13 protein-coding genes are annotated in these 16,463 nt (G+C 67.2%); 12 read left to right on the forward strand and 1 reads right to left on the reverse strand.

What is annotated here, in order from left to right; genetic code table 11:
* The first annotated feature begins 166 nt into the window (after window positions 1-166).
* The 8 genes from R4823_RS16895 to R4823_RS16930 all read left to right on the forward strand — a co-directional run bounded on the left by R4823_RS16895 (window position 167) and on the right by R4823_RS16930 (window position 9,813).
* The gene (locus tag R4823_RS16895; protein WP_338615540.1) at window positions 167-1,045 is read left to right on the forward strand and encodes a phage capsid protein; all 879 of its coding nucleotides are present in this window, start codon (window positions 167-169) and stop codon (window positions 1,043-1,045) included.
* A gap of 39 nt (window positions 1,046-1,084) precedes the next feature.
* Complete coding sequence (locus R4823_RS16900) at window positions 1,085-1,546, forward strand: hypothetical protein (protein WP_338615541.1); 462 nt, start codon at window positions 1,085-1,087, stop codon at window positions 1,544-1,546.
* Window positions 1,547-1,619: 73 nt separating this feature from the next.
* A complete protein-coding gene (locus tag R4823_RS16905) occupies window positions 1,620-2,204 on the forward strand; it encodes a hypothetical protein (protein WP_338615542.1) in 585 nt (194 codons plus the stop codon).
* Entirely contained in the window at window positions 2,204-4,639 is a 2,436-nt protein-coding gene (locus R4823_RS16910) for a hypothetical protein (protein WP_338615543.1), read from the forward strand. The genes R4823_RS16905 and R4823_RS16910 overlap by 1 nt, the downstream gene beginning before the upstream one ends.
* A 3-nt stretch (window positions 4,640-4,642) precedes the next feature.
* Window positions 4,643-5,101 carry a GNAT family N-acetyltransferase gene (locus tag R4823_RS16915; protein ID WP_338615545.1) on the forward strand — a complete coding sequence of 153 codons (459 nt, stop codon included), beginning with the start codon at window positions 4,643-4,645 and terminating at the stop codon, window positions 5,099-5,101.
* Complete coding sequence (locus tag R4823_RS16920; protein WP_338615546.1) at window positions 5,091-5,588, forward strand: hypothetical protein; 498 nt, start codon at window positions 5,091-5,093, stop codon at window positions 5,586-5,588. Before R4823_RS16915 ends, R4823_RS16920 begins: the two co-directional genes overlap by 11 nt.
* A 3-nt stretch (window positions 5,589-5,591) precedes the next feature.
* A complete protein-coding gene (locus R4823_RS16925) occupies window positions 5,592-7,949 on the forward strand; it encodes a hypothetical protein (protein WP_338615547.1) in 2,358 nt (785 codons plus the stop codon).
* A complete protein-coding gene (locus tag R4823_RS16930) occupies window positions 7,939-9,813 on the forward strand; it encodes a hypothetical protein (protein WP_338615549.1) in 1,875 nt (624 codons plus the stop codon). The genes R4823_RS16925 and R4823_RS16930 overlap by 11 nt, the downstream gene beginning before the upstream one ends.
* Here the strand turns inward: R4823_RS16930 and R4823_RS16935 are convergent.
* Window positions 9,800-9,988 (reverse strand): hypothetical protein, encoded by a 189-nt coding sequence (locus R4823_RS16935; RefSeq protein ID WP_338615551.1) that lies wholly within the window; start codon window positions 9,986-9,988, stop codon window positions 9,800-9,802. The two genes, R4823_RS16930 and R4823_RS16935, sit on opposite strands and share 14 nt — an antisense overlap.
* 6 nt (window positions 9,989-9,994) lie before the next feature.
* Here R4823_RS16935 and R4823_RS16940 point away from each other — a divergent pair, with 6 nt between their 5' ends.
* From R4823_RS16940 to R4823_RS16955, 4 genes are read left to right on the forward strand one after another with little or no spacing between them, the layout of a single operon-like run.
* Window positions 9,995-12,490, forward strand: a complete 2,496-nt coding sequence (locus R4823_RS16940) for a hypothetical protein (protein ID WP_338615553.1) — start codon at window positions 9,995-9,997, stop codon at window positions 12,488-12,490.
* A 1-nt stretch (window position 12,491) separates the two neighbouring features.
* Window positions 12,492-12,887 (forward strand): hypothetical protein, encoded by a 396-nt coding sequence (locus R4823_RS16945; protein ID WP_338615554.1) that lies wholly within the window; start codon window positions 12,492-12,494, stop codon window positions 12,885-12,887.
* Complete coding sequence (terL, locus tag R4823_RS16950; protein ID WP_338615555.1) at window positions 12,884-14,527, forward strand: phage terminase large subunit; 1,644 nt, start codon at window positions 12,884-12,886, stop codon at window positions 14,525-14,527. The genes R4823_RS16945 and terL overlap by 4 nt, the downstream gene beginning before the upstream one ends.
* Window positions 14,528-14,560: 33 nt before the next feature.
* Window positions 14,561-16,453 (forward strand): hypothetical protein, encoded by a 1,893-nt coding sequence (locus tag R4823_RS16955; protein WP_338615557.1) that lies wholly within the window; start codon window positions 14,561-14,563, stop codon window positions 16,451-16,453.
* The last annotated feature ends 10 nt before the right edge of the window (window positions 16,454-16,463 follow it).

The raw sequence follows: 16,463 nt of genomic DNA on the forward strand, positions 1-16,463 counted from the left end.
ATTCCGACCGCTCCCCAGCAGCAACATTGCGCTCAACCCTGACCCGCGGTGGCACGCGGACAATCAGACGAGCCCGCAGTGAAGCGACCGGCGCCGCCGCTTCGCCCGTACCCAGGCCCGGGCCTCCGGACAACCTGAAAGGCGATTTCTACCTTTCGGAGTGTTTATGAACGACACCATCACCGCCGCCTTTGTGCGGCAGTTCCACGACAGCTGGATCCTCGATGCCCAGCAGAGGGAATCGCGCCTGCAGGCCACCGTGCATGACAGCGGAAGCATCACTGGTTCGAGCTTCACAGCCAACAAGCTGGGCGCGACCGAGGCCAATGACGTCACCAACCGCCTGGGTGATACCGTCTGGACCAACCAGGACCACAGCACCCGGATCGCGTTGATGCAGGACAAGGACTGGTCCACCCCGGTCGATTCCTTCGACGTGCCCAAGCTGCTGGCCCAGCCCAACGGCGCCTACATGCAAAACGGCATCGCCGCGCTGAACCGCAAGAAGGATTCGGTGATCTACGCCGGGTTGATCGGTGCTGCTCTCGCCCGGACCGAGGAAGAAGGCCCGTACACCACTGTCGTGCTGCCCAGCTCGCAGAAGATCCTTTCCGGTGGCCAGGGCATGACCAAGGCGAAGCTGCTGATCGCAAAGAAGCGCTTCCGCCAGAACGAGGCCGACGAGCACAACGGCAAGCAGCTCTACATGCTCTTCGACGGCGAAATGCTCGAAGACCTGTTGTCGGACACCACGCTGACCTCGGCCGACTTTATGGCCGTGAAGATGCTCCAGTCCGGCGACATTTCGGGCAAGTGGCTGGGCTTCACGTGGATCCCGTATGAAGCGCTGCTGACCGTGGGCAACACCCGCACGACGGCCGCCTATACCAAGGATGCGCTGCACTTCGGCATCGGCATGAACCGCACCATCGACGTCGGTCCGCGCCGGGACAAGAAGAACGCCACCCAGATCTACGCCCAGGAATCCTACGGCGGCGTTCGCGTGGCGGAAGACGAGGTGGTCACCATCGAGTTCGACGCCTGACCCGGCCCACCCAATCCCCCAAGACTTTAGGAGCCCTCAATGGCTGAAATCAAATCCGTGCAGATGGCCAAGCTCGCGGCGGTGCCGGCCCAGAAGCTGGCCACGACCGAATCGCATGGCCGAGTGCGCATCATGTTCGCGGCGCTTGCCGCGGACCACGTGCAAGGCGCCATTGCCGATACCGTCGCCTTCGGCCGCATTCCGGCCGGCGCCCGCATCCTGCCCACCGGCACGCTGTCGTGCGCGGCCGGTACCGCCAGCTCCACGCTGGATATCGGGCTGCGCCGCGTCAAGGACGGCACCGTGATCGACGCCGATGGCCTGGCCACGGCCGTCAACATCGCGGCTGCCGGTTCGAAGGCGATCAACACCGGCGCGCTGATCGCCAACGGCGCCAGCTACGTCACCGCCGAGGAGGTCGAGGTGTACGGGACCATTGCCGGCGCGGTGCTGGCCGCCAACCAGGCGATGAGCATCCAGCTCGCCTACGTCACCGACTGATCGCCGTACTGCCCACGTTCAGGGGTATTTGCCGGGGGCCTCGTGTCCCCGGTTTTTCTTTGAGGACGCCCGCATGGCCCTTTCCGCCGAAATCTGCTCGAGCGCGTTGGTAGCGCTGGGGGACAAGCCCATCCACAGCCTGGAGGAACAGCAGGACCGGGCCATCACCTGCGCCGCCGTCTACGACACCGTGCGCGATGCGCTGCTGCGGGCACACCCCTGGAACTGTTGTACTCGGCGCGTGATCCTCTCGCCGCTGGCGGAGGAGCCCGCCTTCGATTTCAAATACCAGTTTTCCCGGCCTGCCGACTGGTTGCGGACGATCCAGGTGGGCCACCAGCATTGCCCGATCCCGTACCGCTCCGAGGGGCGCCGGATCCTGGCCCACGTGGATGCGCTGCCGCTGGTCTATATCTGGCGCAACGAGGACGAGAGCAGTTGGGACAGCCTGCTGGTGGAACTCATGGAGCTGGCCATCAAGGCCCGCATCGCCTACGCCATCACGAAGTCCTCGACGGAGCGCGAGGTGGCGCTCAACGAATACCAGCAGCGGCTCAAGCAGGCCAAGGCCATCGATGGCCAGGACGATCCGCCCGAAGAGTTCGCGCAGGAAACCGACCTGCTGGAAGCCCGGCGCGGCTGGCGGGGGCTGCGCTGATGCCCAAGCTGCTGCAAACCAATTTCACGGCCGGCGAGATCTCGCCCAAGGCCTATGCCAGGGTGGACGTGCAGCGCTACATGAACGGCGCCGAGTCCCTGGAGAACTGCGTCGTCAACATCCACGGCGGCGCCGAGCGCCGGCCGGGCACGGTCATGGAAGCACCGGCCAAGCACGACGGCATGCCGGCCTATGCCATCCCGTTCGTCTACAGCACGACCGAATCCTACGCGCTGGAGTTCGGCGAGCACTACGTGCGCTTCTTCCGCAGTGGGGGTGGCCAGATCTACAAGGACGGCGTGCCGTACGAGATCGCCACGCCGTACACGGCCGCCATGCTGGCCGAGATGGACTACACCCAGGGCGCGGATACGATGTTTCTGTTCCACCAGGGCCAGTTCACGCAGGTGCTGCGCCGCCTGGCGGACGATTCCTGGACGCTCCAGGATGCGCCGTTTACCACCATTCCCTTCGATGAGATCGGCAGCCAGCCAGCCGCCGCGCTGACGCTCAGCTCGACGGCGCCCGGCACGGGGGTATCGGTCAGCGCCAGCGCCTCGGTGTTCCTGGCGCCGGACGTGGGCCGCCGCATCACCTACGGCTCGGGCGTGGCCCTCATCACGGCCTTCGTCAGCCCCTCGCAGGTCACAGTCACCATCGAAAGTGCCTTTCCCGGGTTGATCATCCCGGCCGGCTGGACCCTCGAGGACAGCCCCCAGGGGACCATCAAGCCGTCCGAGAAGGGTACGGTGGGCGCTACCATCGCGCTGACCTTCGACAGCAATACCGTGCCCGTGTACGGGCCGCTGGTGGGCATCACCAGCATGTCGTGGACCGGTGGCGCGGTGGATATCGCCACCGACGCCGATCACGATGCCTGGGTGGATGGGAATATCCTCATCCAGGACTGCGTGCCTGCCGGGTACAACGGCACGCACCGCGTCCTCTGGGTGCCGAACTCGACATCTCTGCGCTATGCCCTTGCAGTGGATCCGGGCTCCGTCTCGACACTGGGTACGGCGCGCTGGGTGGACAGCAGCACCACCGCGGTGGACGGCTGGCGGCCCGAGGATGTCGGAAAGTTCGTCCGGATCAACCGCGGCCTGGTCAAGATCACCGAGTTCATCAACGGCAACGAGGTGCGCGGCGTGATCCGCCAGGAACTGGAATCGGACGTCGCAGCGCCCGCCAGCGCCTGGACGCTGGAATCCCCGGTCTGGAACGCCCAGGACGGCTACCCGCGCACGGGGTGCTTCTACGAGCAGCGCCTGGCCGTGGCGGGCACGAAGAAATACCCTCAGACCGTCTGGGGCAGCCGCTCGGGCCTGTTCTTCGATTTCACGCTCGGCACGAACGACGACGATGCGTTCTCGTTCGCGCTGCCGTCCACGGGCCAGATCAACCCCATCAGCCAACTGGTTTCAAGCGCCGTGCTGGTGCCGCTGACCTACGGCGGGGAGTACACCATGGCTGGCGGCGTGGAAAAGCCCCTGGCGCCCACGAATGTGCAGGTCAAGCCCCGCACCGCGTTCGGCAGCAGCCAGATCAAGCCCGTGCGCGTGGGCACGGAAATCCTGTTCGTCCAGCGCGCGGGCCGCAAGATCCGGGCGCTGTCCTACGACCCAGACACCTACCGGTACTCCGCGCCCGACGTCACGGTCATGTCCGAGCACATCACGGCGCCCGCCATCGTCAGCATGGCCTACCAGCCCGAGCCGCGCTCGCTGGTCTGGGTCGCCCGCAGCAATGGTGCCGGCGCCGTCATGACCATCGACCGCGACGAGGGCGTGGTGGCCTGGACGCCCATCAGCACGCAAGGCAAGTTCCTGTCCTTTTGCAGCATTCCGACGCCGACGGGTGACGAGGTCTGGGCGGTGGTCGAGCGCGTCATCGACGGAGCCGCGCGCACCTATGTCGAGCGGTTCGTGGATGGCCAGTACCTGGACTGCGCCATCACCGGCAGTTCGCAGGATCCGGTGGCGACCTGGGCCGGCCTGGACCACCTGGAGGGCATGGAGGTGGGCGTGCGTGGCGATGGAGGCTACCTGGGTCGGTTCACGGTCCTGGCCGGCGCCGTGACGCTGCCGCTGGCCGTCAAATTCGTCGAAATCGGCCTGATGTTCTCCAGCCGGGTGCGCACGCTGCGCCCGGAGGTGCTGACCCAGGCCGGCACGATCCAGGGCGACCGCCTGGGCGCGCACAAGGTGGCGGTGCTGGTCATGGGCACGCAGGGACTCGTCATCAACGGCCAGCCGGTCGAGTTCCGCGATTTCGATGCGGCGCTGCTGGACATGCCGCCGGAGATCCGCAGTGGCTGGGTCAAAGCGTCCGTGAGCGGCTGGTACGACGGCAGCCTGCCGCTAGAGATCGTTCAGGACCAGCCGTACCCCTGCCACGTGCTGGGGCTGGTTCGGGATTTCACACACAACGGGTGATGCATGGGCATACGCGTAGCAACGATGGACGACATTCCCAGACTGCTCGAGCTGGGCCGCCAACTGCACCAGGAAAGCCCGCGCTGGTCGCGGCTTTCGTTCAACCGCGACCGCGCCCAGGCCATGCTCGCGCGCCTGATCGGTTCGACCTCGAGTGTGGTGTTCGTCGCCGAGCGCGCCGGCGTGGTGGTGGGCGGTATCGCCGGGGTGGTCGAGCAGCACTGGTCCAGCGATGACCTGGTCGCCCACGAGGTGAGCCTGTTCATCGAGCCGGGTGCGCGCGGCGGGTACCTGGCCACGAAGCTGATCGTGGCGCTGACCGAATGGGGGCGCCTCAAGGGTGCTGTATGGCTGCACGCCGGCACGTCCACGGGGCTCGATCCCGAGCGGACCGCCGGGCTGTACGAGGCGCTGGGGTTTACCCGGTGCACGATTGGATTGGAGGTGATGTATGGGCGTTGAAGTAGCGCTGATCGCGGCGACTGCGCTGGCGGCGGGCGGGGCCGTCTATTCCGGCATCCAGCAGCAGGAGGCCGCGGACACCAATGCCGAGCTGGCGCGCCGCGAGGCGGCCTCGGCGGAAGCCACGGCGGCCACGCAGGCCCAGCGAATCCGCCGCGCCGGCCGTGCCCAGGTCGGCGAGGCCACAGCCGCGCTGGCGGCCTCGGGCGTGGATCTCGGGTCCACCACCGCCATCCGCATAGGCGAAGAGATCACGCGCAACGCGGAATCCGACGCCTACGCCACCATCTTGTCCGGCAAGCGGCAAGCCACGACGGCCCGCGACCAGGCCGCGGTGTCCGAGTGGCAGGGCTCGAACGCCGCCACCGCCGGCGTGATATCGGGGATCAGCACCGCGCTGGGCGGCTACGGGCGCGCCAAAGGCGGCAGCAACTGGATCAAGGCGGCCAATACGCCCATCGTTGAACGCAGCAGCTGGGGAGGCTGATCCATGAGAATTCCGATGGGAAACGCCGGCAATGCCATTGCCGCGCCGCAGGAACAGGTCCGGGTGTCGCCGCAGGCGGCCGCCCAGGTGGGCGATGCGCTGGCCAGGACGGGCGCCGTCGGCATGCAGGTCGCCAGCCAAGCGCTGGACCAGCAACGCCGCGAGCAGGAAAAGGCCGACGAGGAACTGCGCCGCATCCAGTCGGTGCGCGCCGTAGCCACGACCAAGAACGGCCTCTACACCCTCGAGGACAGCATCTCCCGCGGCGTACTGGACGGGTCGATCTCCCGGGCCGATGCGGGCAAGATGTGGGACGAGCAGTCCGCCAAGATCGTGCAGGACAGCACGATGGACCTCGACCCGCGATACCAGGAAAGCGTGCGCGCCGGCCTGCTGGACACCCAGTTCACGCTCGGGTCCAGGGTGCGCGACAGCGTCACCAAGCGCACCCAGCAGGAGTTCGCCGGGGAACTGGTCGCCACGCGGGAAGCGCTGCAGCGAGATGCAGCCAATGACCGGGCGACGGCTAATGCAAACTGGGCGCAGATCCTGGACAGCCAGGGCCCGCTCGCGGGCTATACGCCCCAGCAGATCGCCGCCGACAAGCAGCGCTTCCGGGAGAGTACGGCCGAGACCGAGGCCTACGGCATCGTCAACGGCGCCAAGACCAGCATGCAGGCCCTGGCCGAGGCCGAGAAGCGCATCAACGGAGATGCCTTCGCCGACCTGGACCCGCAGCGCCGCGCCGTGCTGAACAACACCATCGCCGGCGCGCGCGCCAGCCTCGAGCAGAAGGCGGTCATGGCGGCCCAGCGGGCGGAGATCGCCGCGCAGCGCCGGGAGCGCCAGGCCGCCAGCGCCTTCGACGCCATCAGCAAGCTGTCCCTCGAAGGCAAGCTGATCAGCCCGGAGTATGCCGCCCAGGTGGCGAGGCAAACGGCGGGCACGCCCTATGCCGAGGCGCTACCCGCGCTGCTCCAGGAGGCCCAGCAGGGTACGGCCTTCGCCATGCAGCCGCTGGACGTGCAGCGTGCCATGCGCGACGCCGTGGCAGTCAAGGGCAACAAGGAAGGCTGGACGCCGGCCCTCGTCAAGCGCTTCGACCGCATGGACGCGGGCGTCAAAGCCGCCGAGCGGGAATACGCCGACGATCCGCTGCGCGCGGCGCTGGATCGGGGCGTCATCGCCGAGCTGGCGCCGCTCGACATGTCCAGCATCGACGGCATCACCAAGTCCGTGTCCGACCGCTTGACCCAGGCCCGCCAGGTCGAGACGCGCGTAAGCGGTGCGGTGTCGCCCTTCACCGCCGACGAGGCGCGCCAGGTTGGCACGGTCATCAACGCCATGCCGGTCAAGCAGCGGGCCGACGCCATCGCAGCGCTGTCGGGCGCCATCGGCACGCGCGCCGCCACGGCCCTGGCCGGCCAGATCAGCAAGAATGACCGCGCCCTGGGTATCGCCTTCGGATACGGCACTACTCGGACGACGGCTGACCGGTACACCGCCGAGCTGGTTCTGGACGGCCAGCAGGTCATTGCGGACGGCCGCGTGAAGATCGACACCGCCAAGGAAACCGGCATCAAGGCCCAGATCGCCCAGCGCATCGCCGGCACCTACTCGGACCAGAACACCGAGAACGCGGTGAAGGATGCCGCCTACCTGATGTACGCCAGCCTGGCCAACGGCCGCGCGCCGGGGTTTACCAGCGGCAGCGACATCGAGACGGCCATCAGCCTGGCCACCGGCGGCATCGTCGAGCGCAAGGGAGGCAAGATTCCGCTACCTCCTGGCTGGAAGGAGCAGCAGTTCGACCAGGCGCTGCGGGCCTACCCGGCGGCCAGCATCGCGGGACAGACGGTGGACGGCAAGGTCTATGTGAACGGCGCGGCCGTGCCGGTCGAAGAGTTCGTACAGCGCCTTCCGGATGCCACGTTGCGCGCCGCAGGCGGCCGGGGCAAGTATGCAGTCACGGCCGGCTCGGGCGTCGTGACGAACGGTCAGGGCCGACCGGTCATTATCGATTTGATGAACCCCACGGCGCCGGCTCCCAGCGCGCGCCCTCAAGCCAGGGGCCTGTTGGAGCCGGGAAACATTGACCTCAACGCCCGCCCGGTGGTCCGCAACAAGGATGGCTCCATCAGCACCGTGCGCTCCATGTCGTTCGAGGAAGACGGACGGGAGGTCTTGATCCCCACCGTATCCGACGATGGCCGGGTGCTGAGCGAGGAAGACGCGATTGCGCTGTACCGGCGCACTGGCCGACACCTTGGCGTGTTCGACACTCCCAGCAACGCCACGGCTTATGCCAAGCGCTTGCACGAAGACCAGGCCAAACAGTACGGAGGCCGCAATGCTCGATGAGGTATACGAAGCCAGCGCTATGGGCGCGCTGAACGAGCTGGCGCGCCGGCCGCCACTCTCGCCGCAGCCGACGGCCAATTTCAGTTGGTGGCGCACGGTCACGGCGCCCGTGCGTGGCCTGGTCGCTGGCGCAGTCACCGACCCCTTGGCGTTCGGCGCCGAAGTCACCGGCGCGCTGGGCGACATGACCAAGGCCTACGGCACCGCGGGCAGCGCGCTGATGCTCGAGGGCGTCGATAGCATAGGCCTGGACCTGGACGCCCGGCGCCAAGCCCGTGATCGCGTCGAATCGGGGGAGTCATTCTCGAACCCCGTGGGCCGCACCGTGCGCCAGGCCACCCGCGACTACCTTATGCCGGACCCGGCCAGCAGCTCCACCGCCGAGCAGATGCTGTATGGCTTCACACGCTATGGCGCCAAGGCCGTGGGGTATTCCTTGCTCACTGGCCCTTTGGGCGGAGCCGTCCTTACCGGACTGGACGAGGGTATGGCGACGTCCGACGACCTGCTGCGCCAGGGGGTGGACCGCAACACGCGGACGAATGTCGGGATCCTGGCGGGTACGTCGGCGGCAGCTGGGGTATTGCTGCCGGTGGCTGGCCGCACGGTTGCCGGCACGGTGGGCTTGACGGCTGCCGGCGGCCCCGGCGCTTTCATTGCCCAACAGGCCGCCACGCGCGAGATCCTGGCCAACGCCGGCTACGACAAGATCGCCGACCAGTACGACCCGTTCGACCCGGTGGGCCTGATCGTCTCCACCCTGGTGCCGGCCGGCTTCGGTGCCTGGGCGATGCGCGGCCGCATCCGCGCCGGCCGCACTGGCGAACCGCGCGCCGAGGGCGAACCCGCCCCCCGCCCCGACTTGGCCACGGCCGCCCACGATCCGGAACTTGTGGACGCCGCTCGTGTGCAGCAGGTCCGCGAGATCGTGGAATCCTGGAACCTGGGCAGCAAGACCGACGTGGAGGCCGCCACGCGCAGCCTGATGGCCTTCACGCGCGCCAGCGATCAGCTGGCCTACGGGGATCGGGTGACGGTCACGGACCTGGTGCCGCTCGAGCGGAGCGCCACCACGCGGGCCATGGACGAGATGATCGCCCGCTTCGAGACCGCCCGCACCGAGCTGGTGGCACAGGCCGCCGAGATCGCCGACCCGGGTGTGGTGCGCACCATGCGCGCCGAGCTCGAGACCCTGCGCCAGTCCAGGCCGGACTTGTCCGAAGCCGGCCTGCGCGATCTGGCCAAGGCAATCCAGGCGCAGGAGGGCATCAGCTACAAGCGAGCGCTGTCCGAGGCGCGCCGGCAGGCCGAGCGCGCCGCTACCGAGGCAGACGCGCGGATAGCGCGCCTAGAGGAAGCCCTGGAGCGCAATGCCCAGGCCAATCGAGCTCAGCAGGCCGTGGGCGTTATCGATGAGCAGCTGGCGCGTGCGCGCGAGACCCGCGCCATGATCAACGAACCGGCCACCGACCTGCGTCCAGTGGCCGCCGCGGTGCGCAGCACGCTGGACACCGCGCGCACGCGCTCTGCGCCTGAAACGAATGGGCCGGAAGCCGGCGCACGGCCCCGGGAAGGCAGCGCGCAGAATCCCGCCGCCGCAACGCCAGCACGGGAAACCGGGACGCCCGGAGGGGCGCGCCAGGCAGGCGGGCAGGCCCCGGGCGACCCGGGCGACGCCTACATCGCCGCGCGCGCGGCGTCCTTGGCGGCCGAATCGCCGGACCTGATGGTGCAGCTCGAGGGGATGGACCAGCCCATGCGGCTGGCGGATGCGCTGGAGACGATCCAGCGGGAGGCAGCCCAGGACCTGGCGGACGTGCCGCTGCTCCAGGTCGCGGCCAATTGCTTTCTCAGCGGATCGTGAGCAGGCCGATAACGGCGCCGAGGCCGGCTAACACCGCGCCCCCGCCGATGATGGCCAGGATGGCGTACCAGGATTGCAGCGCCTGGCGCCGGCTCTGGGTACAGGCGAGCACCGCCAGCGGCATGATCAGCGACATGCCCAGCAAGGCGGCCACGGTTTTCAGGATTAGGAGCATGCACGGATGACACCACAGTGCAGAATGGCGGTCAATGCCGCCGCCGGACGGACCCTCACGGATGCGGGGATCCGCGCCATCGATGACCGCATCAGCGCCTCCATGCGCTTCCTGGCCCGCCAGGACCCGCAGCGGTGGGCGGCCATGCCACAGGACCAGCGGGTCCTGGCGGGCGCCACCCAGGCCATGCAGGAACTCCAGGCGCAGGCCGCCCGCAAGGCACGCAACGGCCAGCTGCAGCTCGTTCGCACCGCCGAGGTGGAACAGCAGGTCAATGTTTTGCGTCAGGAGTACGGAGCCAGCCGCAGCAACGCCTTGGTCCGCCATATGGATCAGACCGAGGCCTATATCAAGGGCGTTAAGGATGACTACCTACGCCGGTTGACGGACCTCATCGATGCCGCGAGCAGCACGGAGGGCACCGGCGCCGGGCGGCGCGCCCTGATGTTCCTGTTCGACGCCCAGAATCCGACCATGTCGCGCGACCTGGCCCGCGAGATCTTCGACGGGGCGAACGGCGCCACCGGCAACCGCTTGGCGCAGCAAGGCGCCCGCGCTTGGCTCGACACCATCGAATCGATGCGCCAGCGCTTCAACGCCGCCGGCGGCGACGTCGGCCAGCTCGAGTACGGATACTTGCCCCAGCCGCACGATCAGGGCCGCGTCCTGGCCGCGGGCGCCGATGATTGGGCGGCCCAGGTGCTGCCGATGCTTAATCGGCGCCGCTACGTGCGGGACGATGGGAGCCTGCAAAGCGATGCCGAAGTGCTGGACTTGCTGCGCGCGTCCTGGCAGACGATTGCCACCGACGGCATGAACAAGCAGACGCCCGGGCAATTCCAAGGAACCGGCGCGCTGGCCAACCGCGGCAGCGCTTCGCGCGAGATCCACTTCCGGGATGCGGATGCGTACCTCGAGTACATGGCCCGGTTCGGCGCCGGCAGCATGTATGACGGTGTCATCGCGCACGTAAGCGGAATGGCCAGGAATATCGCCTTGGTCGAACGCTATGGCCCCAACCCCGCCCAGCAGATGCGCCTGCAGTTCGACCTGGCCGCGCGTGCCGACGGCCGCAAGGTGGATAACCTGCCCCTTACCGCTGGCCAATCCCCGCAGGCCTACTGGCGCGTGATCAGCGGCGAATCAGGTATCGCGGCCTCCCAGAGTCTGGCTGCCGTCGCCCAGGGTGTCCGCAACATCGAGACCGCCGGCAAGCTGGCCGGCGCCGTGCTCTCGTCCATCACCGACATGGCCACGTACTTCGTGACCACGGGCTACAACAAGCTTTCCTACTGGGACTCCCTGCGCAACATCGGGCGGCAGTTCGACAGCGGCACCCGCGACTTCCTGGACATGCACGGCGCCATCGCCGAATCCATGATTTCGGACCTCAACCGATGGGCCGGCGACAATGTGCGCCAGGGCTGGTCCGGGCGCCTGGCCAACAGCACGATGAAACTCTCGCTCATGAACGCCTGGACGGATACCCTACGGCGCTCGTTCCAGATGACGATGATGGGCGGCCTGGCCAAGCTCTCGCGCACGAAGTGGGCCGACCTGACCGAATGGGACCGCAGCCACCTCCAGCGCAAGGGCCTGACGGAGGCTGACTGGGACGTCGTCACCCAGGCGGCCCCCACGCGCTTCCGCAATTCGGACTTCCTGACGCCAGAGGCCATCTATGCCACCGGCGACCCCGCGGCGCCGCAGGTTGTGGCCAAGGTGTTGGGCCTGATCCGCGACGAGTCCGAATACGCCGTCATCAATCCCGACCTGGCCACCCGCGCTTGGCAAAGCTGGGGCGGGCAGCAGCGCGGCACCGGCGTCGGCGAGCTGGCCCGCTCGGTCATGCAGTTCAAGTCCTTTCCCATCGCCATGCTCTCGCGCCACTGGCGCCGGATGATGGAGGCGCCCCCGGGCCTGGACGGCGCACCAGCCCTGGGCAACCGACTCGCCTACGGCATGGCCCTGGGCGTGTCGCTGACCGCCCTGGGCGCCATCGCCTTCCAGACCAAGCAGCTTGTGCAGGGCAAGGATCCGGCCGACATGACGAGCGGGAAATTCTGGGCGCGTGCCATGGCCCAGGGCGGCGGCCTGGGCATCGTCGGGGATCTCTTCCTGACCGACCCCACCGAAAACTTCGGGGACTCGGCCGCCAATGCGATCAAGAACATCGCCGGCCCGGCCATCGGCAGCGGCTCGGATGTCGTGCTGAAACTTGGCCTCGAGAACATCTACCAGGCCGCCGCGGGCGACGAGACCCACCTCGGTGCCGAAAGCCTGCGTGTACTGCGCTCGCACCTGCCGTACGTCAACCTCTGGTACGCGAAGGCCGCCATCGACCACATGGGCATGCACGCGCTGCAAGAGAACTTGAGCCCGGGCTACCTGTCCAGAATGAAGGCGCGGGCGCGCGACGAATGGGGGCAAGGCTACTGGTGGGAGCCAGGCACCGGCGGCCCGGACCGCGCCCCTGATCTCTCCACCGCGGCGGGGCAATGACATGCGACAAGACCAGTACGAAAAGCTCCAGGCCCTGGCTGAGCAGTTGACCGACGTCTTCCTGCTCGAGGCGGACCCGACTGCCTGGCCAGGCGCCGGCATCAAGCCCAACGCCATGGACAAGGCTACGCGCGGCGACCGGGTATGGGTCAAGAAGGACGCCGCGGGCACGGCCGTGCTCATCATGAAGGTCACCAGCATGGTGGGCATGATCCAGCGCGGCACCGCGGCGGGCGGTGCGGGCGGGCTCCCGCCATCGGCGCCGCCCACCGACGGCAGTGCCGATCCGTCGGATGATGACGATACCGGCGGCCTGGACGCCGAGATCGCTGCCGCCGAGCGCGAAGCCGCGGCGGTGTTGGACCGCGTCCAGAAGAGGCTGGATCAGCGCGGATGAAGCCCCGCATTTCGTTCCTGGCCTTCTTCCTGATGTGGGCCAGGGTCCAGGGCTGGACGGTTCCCGACCTGCACGTGCGTATGTGCCACTGGCTCGAGCACTGCAAGGACCCCGTGCGCGTGCTCCAGGTCTTCCGGGGTGCGGCGAAATCCACCCTCTACGCCGTGTTCAAGGCGTGGCAGCTGTACAACGATGGCACGTGGGTCTCGCTCATCTGGGCGGCGGACGGCCCGCTGGCCAAGAAGCTCACGCGCGATACCATCAACGTGCTGCGTCGGCACCCCCTGTGCGGCGGCATGCTGCCCACCAAGCCCGGTGCCCAGATGTTCTGGGTGTCCGGCTCGAACGATGCCCGTAACGCCAGCATGACCGCCGTGGGCGTCAACCAGAACGTCACCAGCGCGCGCGCCCGCTCCATCGACTACGACGACGTCGAGGTCCCGAAGAACATCAAGACGGCCGAGGCACGCGAGGCGCTGCGCAACAAGATCCAGGAGGCCACCTTCATCCTGGTGCCGGGCGGGCAAGAAACCTACATCGGCACGCCCCACACGCACGACTCCATCTACCCCGAGCAGATCGAGGCTGGCGCGGCCTCCCTCAAGATTCCCCTGTTCGAGAACGCCATCCGCTACGAGCAGGAGGTGGACACGCGCACGCGATTCGCCGTGCCGTTCACGCCTGGGGACGATGGCCTGTACGTGTTCGTCGGCATCCACAAGCATTCCCGCCTACTGGTCGAGGGCACCGATTACACGGTGCAGCGCGGCGTGGTGGTGACGGCCAAGCCCCCGGGTGGCGTGGTCGATATCTACGCGCACTGCGCGTGGCCCGAGCGGTTCACCCGGGAGGAAATCGCGCTGCGCCGGAGCAAGACGCGCACGCTCAACTACTGGGACTCGCAATATATGCTCGAAGCCAAACCCATCACCGAATCCCGCCTGGATCCGGACCGCCTGCGCCCCTACGCCGTCCATCCACTGCTGGCCACGGCCAACGGCGCGCTGCGCATGACCCTGGGCAATGCCATCATCGTCAGCGCCCGCGCCTACTGGGACTGCGCCACCGGCAAGGCGGGCAGCGACGACTCCGTGCTGTCGCTGATCCTGGACGACTCGGCCGGCAACCACTACTGGCACGTGTGCGAGCGCCTGGTGGGCGAGTTCGCCGAATTCTCCGACGAGCGGAACACCGTCATCAAGGGCGGCCAGGTCATGCAGGTGGCCGAGCTGGTGCGCCGCTTCCACATCCCCATCACCTACGTGGAAACCAATGGCGTGGGCGCCTTCGTCCACCGGCTGCTCCAGCGCGCCCTCAAGCAGGAAGGCATCCAGTCGGGCGTGCGCGATGTGCCGGCCACGGGCAACAAGAACGCCCGCATCCTGGCCGGCCTCGAGCCCCCCATGGATTCGGGCGTGCTGTGGGCCCACGTGGACGTGCTGGACGGCCCGCTATGGGACGAAATGCGCGACTGGAACCCCAAGGTGAAGGAACAGCCGGACGGCCACCTGGACAGCGGCGCGGGCGCGCTGCTCCACGCGCCGGTGCGCATCGGGAAAATGTCCAGGATTCTGACCGAGGCTCCGGGGCACGATTGGCGTCCACAAGGGGGCGTCCATGAAGTGACCTTGGAAGGCTGACCCAGCCGGCGCCCTGAGACTGTAGAGGGCGCCGTGACCGTACCAGAGCAAACCCCGTATACCGAGCACGTCGCTAACGGCGTGTCGGGCACATTCACCTACGAGTTCAAGTGCCTCTTGAAAGAGGATTTGCTCGTGCTGGCCAACGGCGTGACGCTGGATCCGAACACCTACACGGTGACAGGGCTTGGCCAGGAAGGCGGCGGCGACGTGACCATCTCGCCGATCCCATCGATGGGAATGAAGATCATGGTCCGTCTGGCTGTTCTGACAAGGCGAACAACATCCTACCAGCGCGGAGTCCCTTGGCCTTCCAGTGTGGTGAACGATGATCTAGACCGCATATGGCTAGCTCTTCAAGGACGAACCCTTGACCAGGCTGGAGCAATTCGCTTGCCCGCGCCGGAATCCCCCCCACCGCTCCCAGGCCCTACGGAGCGGGCCCGCAAGCTGATCGCCTTCGACGAGTACGGTAATCCATGGGTCATGGTGCCGGCGGTCGATAGTTCGCTGGAGCTGGCCAACGAACTGGCACAGCCGTCCGGGTCTGGCATCATCGGGTTCAGTATGGGGGCGCCTGGCGCCGTTGCCACGAATCTGCTGGATAAGCTGCGGTCTATCCTGGTCGAGCCGGAAGACTTTGGGGCTATCGGCAACGGCATTGCCGACGACACCGCTGCTTTGCAAAAAGGCTTGGACTACATCGGCAGCATCGGCGGCGGCATTTTGCGTGGACGCCCCGGACGCACGTATCGATTTACCGCAGCGTTGACGGTCCCTGACCACTGCACCCTGGCCGGGTGCGGCTATACCAGCGATGATCCGACCTCATTCACCCAGGCCACCGTCTATCTGAAGGACGGTGACTTCCGAGGTATCACGCTGGGCAACTGCTCGGGCATGGTGGACTGCACCGTTAACGGCGCCGCCGGGAACGGTGATGATGGCATCTACATGATCGGCACCCGGTCGTGGATGCAGAACGTCTCTGTGTTCGCCCAGGGGCGAGACAACATCCGCATCGGTGGCGACAACTCTACTGACAACACCAACATGTGGCGGGCGATCAATATCATCAGCCGCGGGGCCGGTCGCCATGGCGTGTTCATCAACCACGAGTCGGCGGACCCGAACCATACCGATGTCAACAACGGGCTGCTGCTTGGCCTGGACACTCGCCGTTCAGCCTCCGGCTCCGGCCTGCACCTGGGAAAAGCCAGCGACAACACGCTGATTCAAGTGTCCGCCCAGTTCAACGACAAGGGCATCGTTTTCGATGACAGTTCGAAGGGCAACGTCCTGGTGACCTATTACGTCGAGGGCAACACGACGAACGAGGTGCTGTTGTCCACCGGCTCGCGCCGCAATTCGGTCCTGACCACCACCAACGCCGCCACCTCCAGCGACCTCGTGGTGAATCAGGGCACCGGCAACTACGTGATGGGTCGTGACACCAAAACCGGGGAGTCCATTGTCCGCACGCCCCTGGCCCTCATTCATGCCTACCTGACGGCAACCGGGGTGGCGGGCTATCTCGATGTCGGCGCGGATAGCGATGGGGGTTATTCGCTGACGCTGCGCGGCACGAGCGCCAGCCGGGAACTGCGGATGCTCAGCGCCGGCGCAGGCCGCATGGCGCTGAAGTTGAACGATGGTGCGACGGTCAGCGCGCTCTATCGGCGCACGATGACGCTGAATTTCGGCTCGCTGTCGGCCGCCCAATCCGTTGACCAGAACATCTCACTGACCGGTGCGACGACCGGCATGAATGTGATCGTCACTCCGCGCTTTGCCATCCCGGCCGGGATCGTCTGGAACGCATTCATCCTGACCGATGGGCTGGTCACGATCCGCTGCACGAATGTCAGCGGCGGCAGTATCACCATCGGCAGCGGCGTGTGGGGCGCCGAGGCCATCGCACCCTGATGGGAGAATC

This window comes from Pigmentiphaga sp. CHJ604 (genome assembly GCF_036972535.1).
GTDB classification, from domain to species: Bacteria; Pseudomonadota; Gammaproteobacteria; order Burkholderiales; family Burkholderiaceae_B; genus Pigmentiphaga; species Pigmentiphaga daeguensis.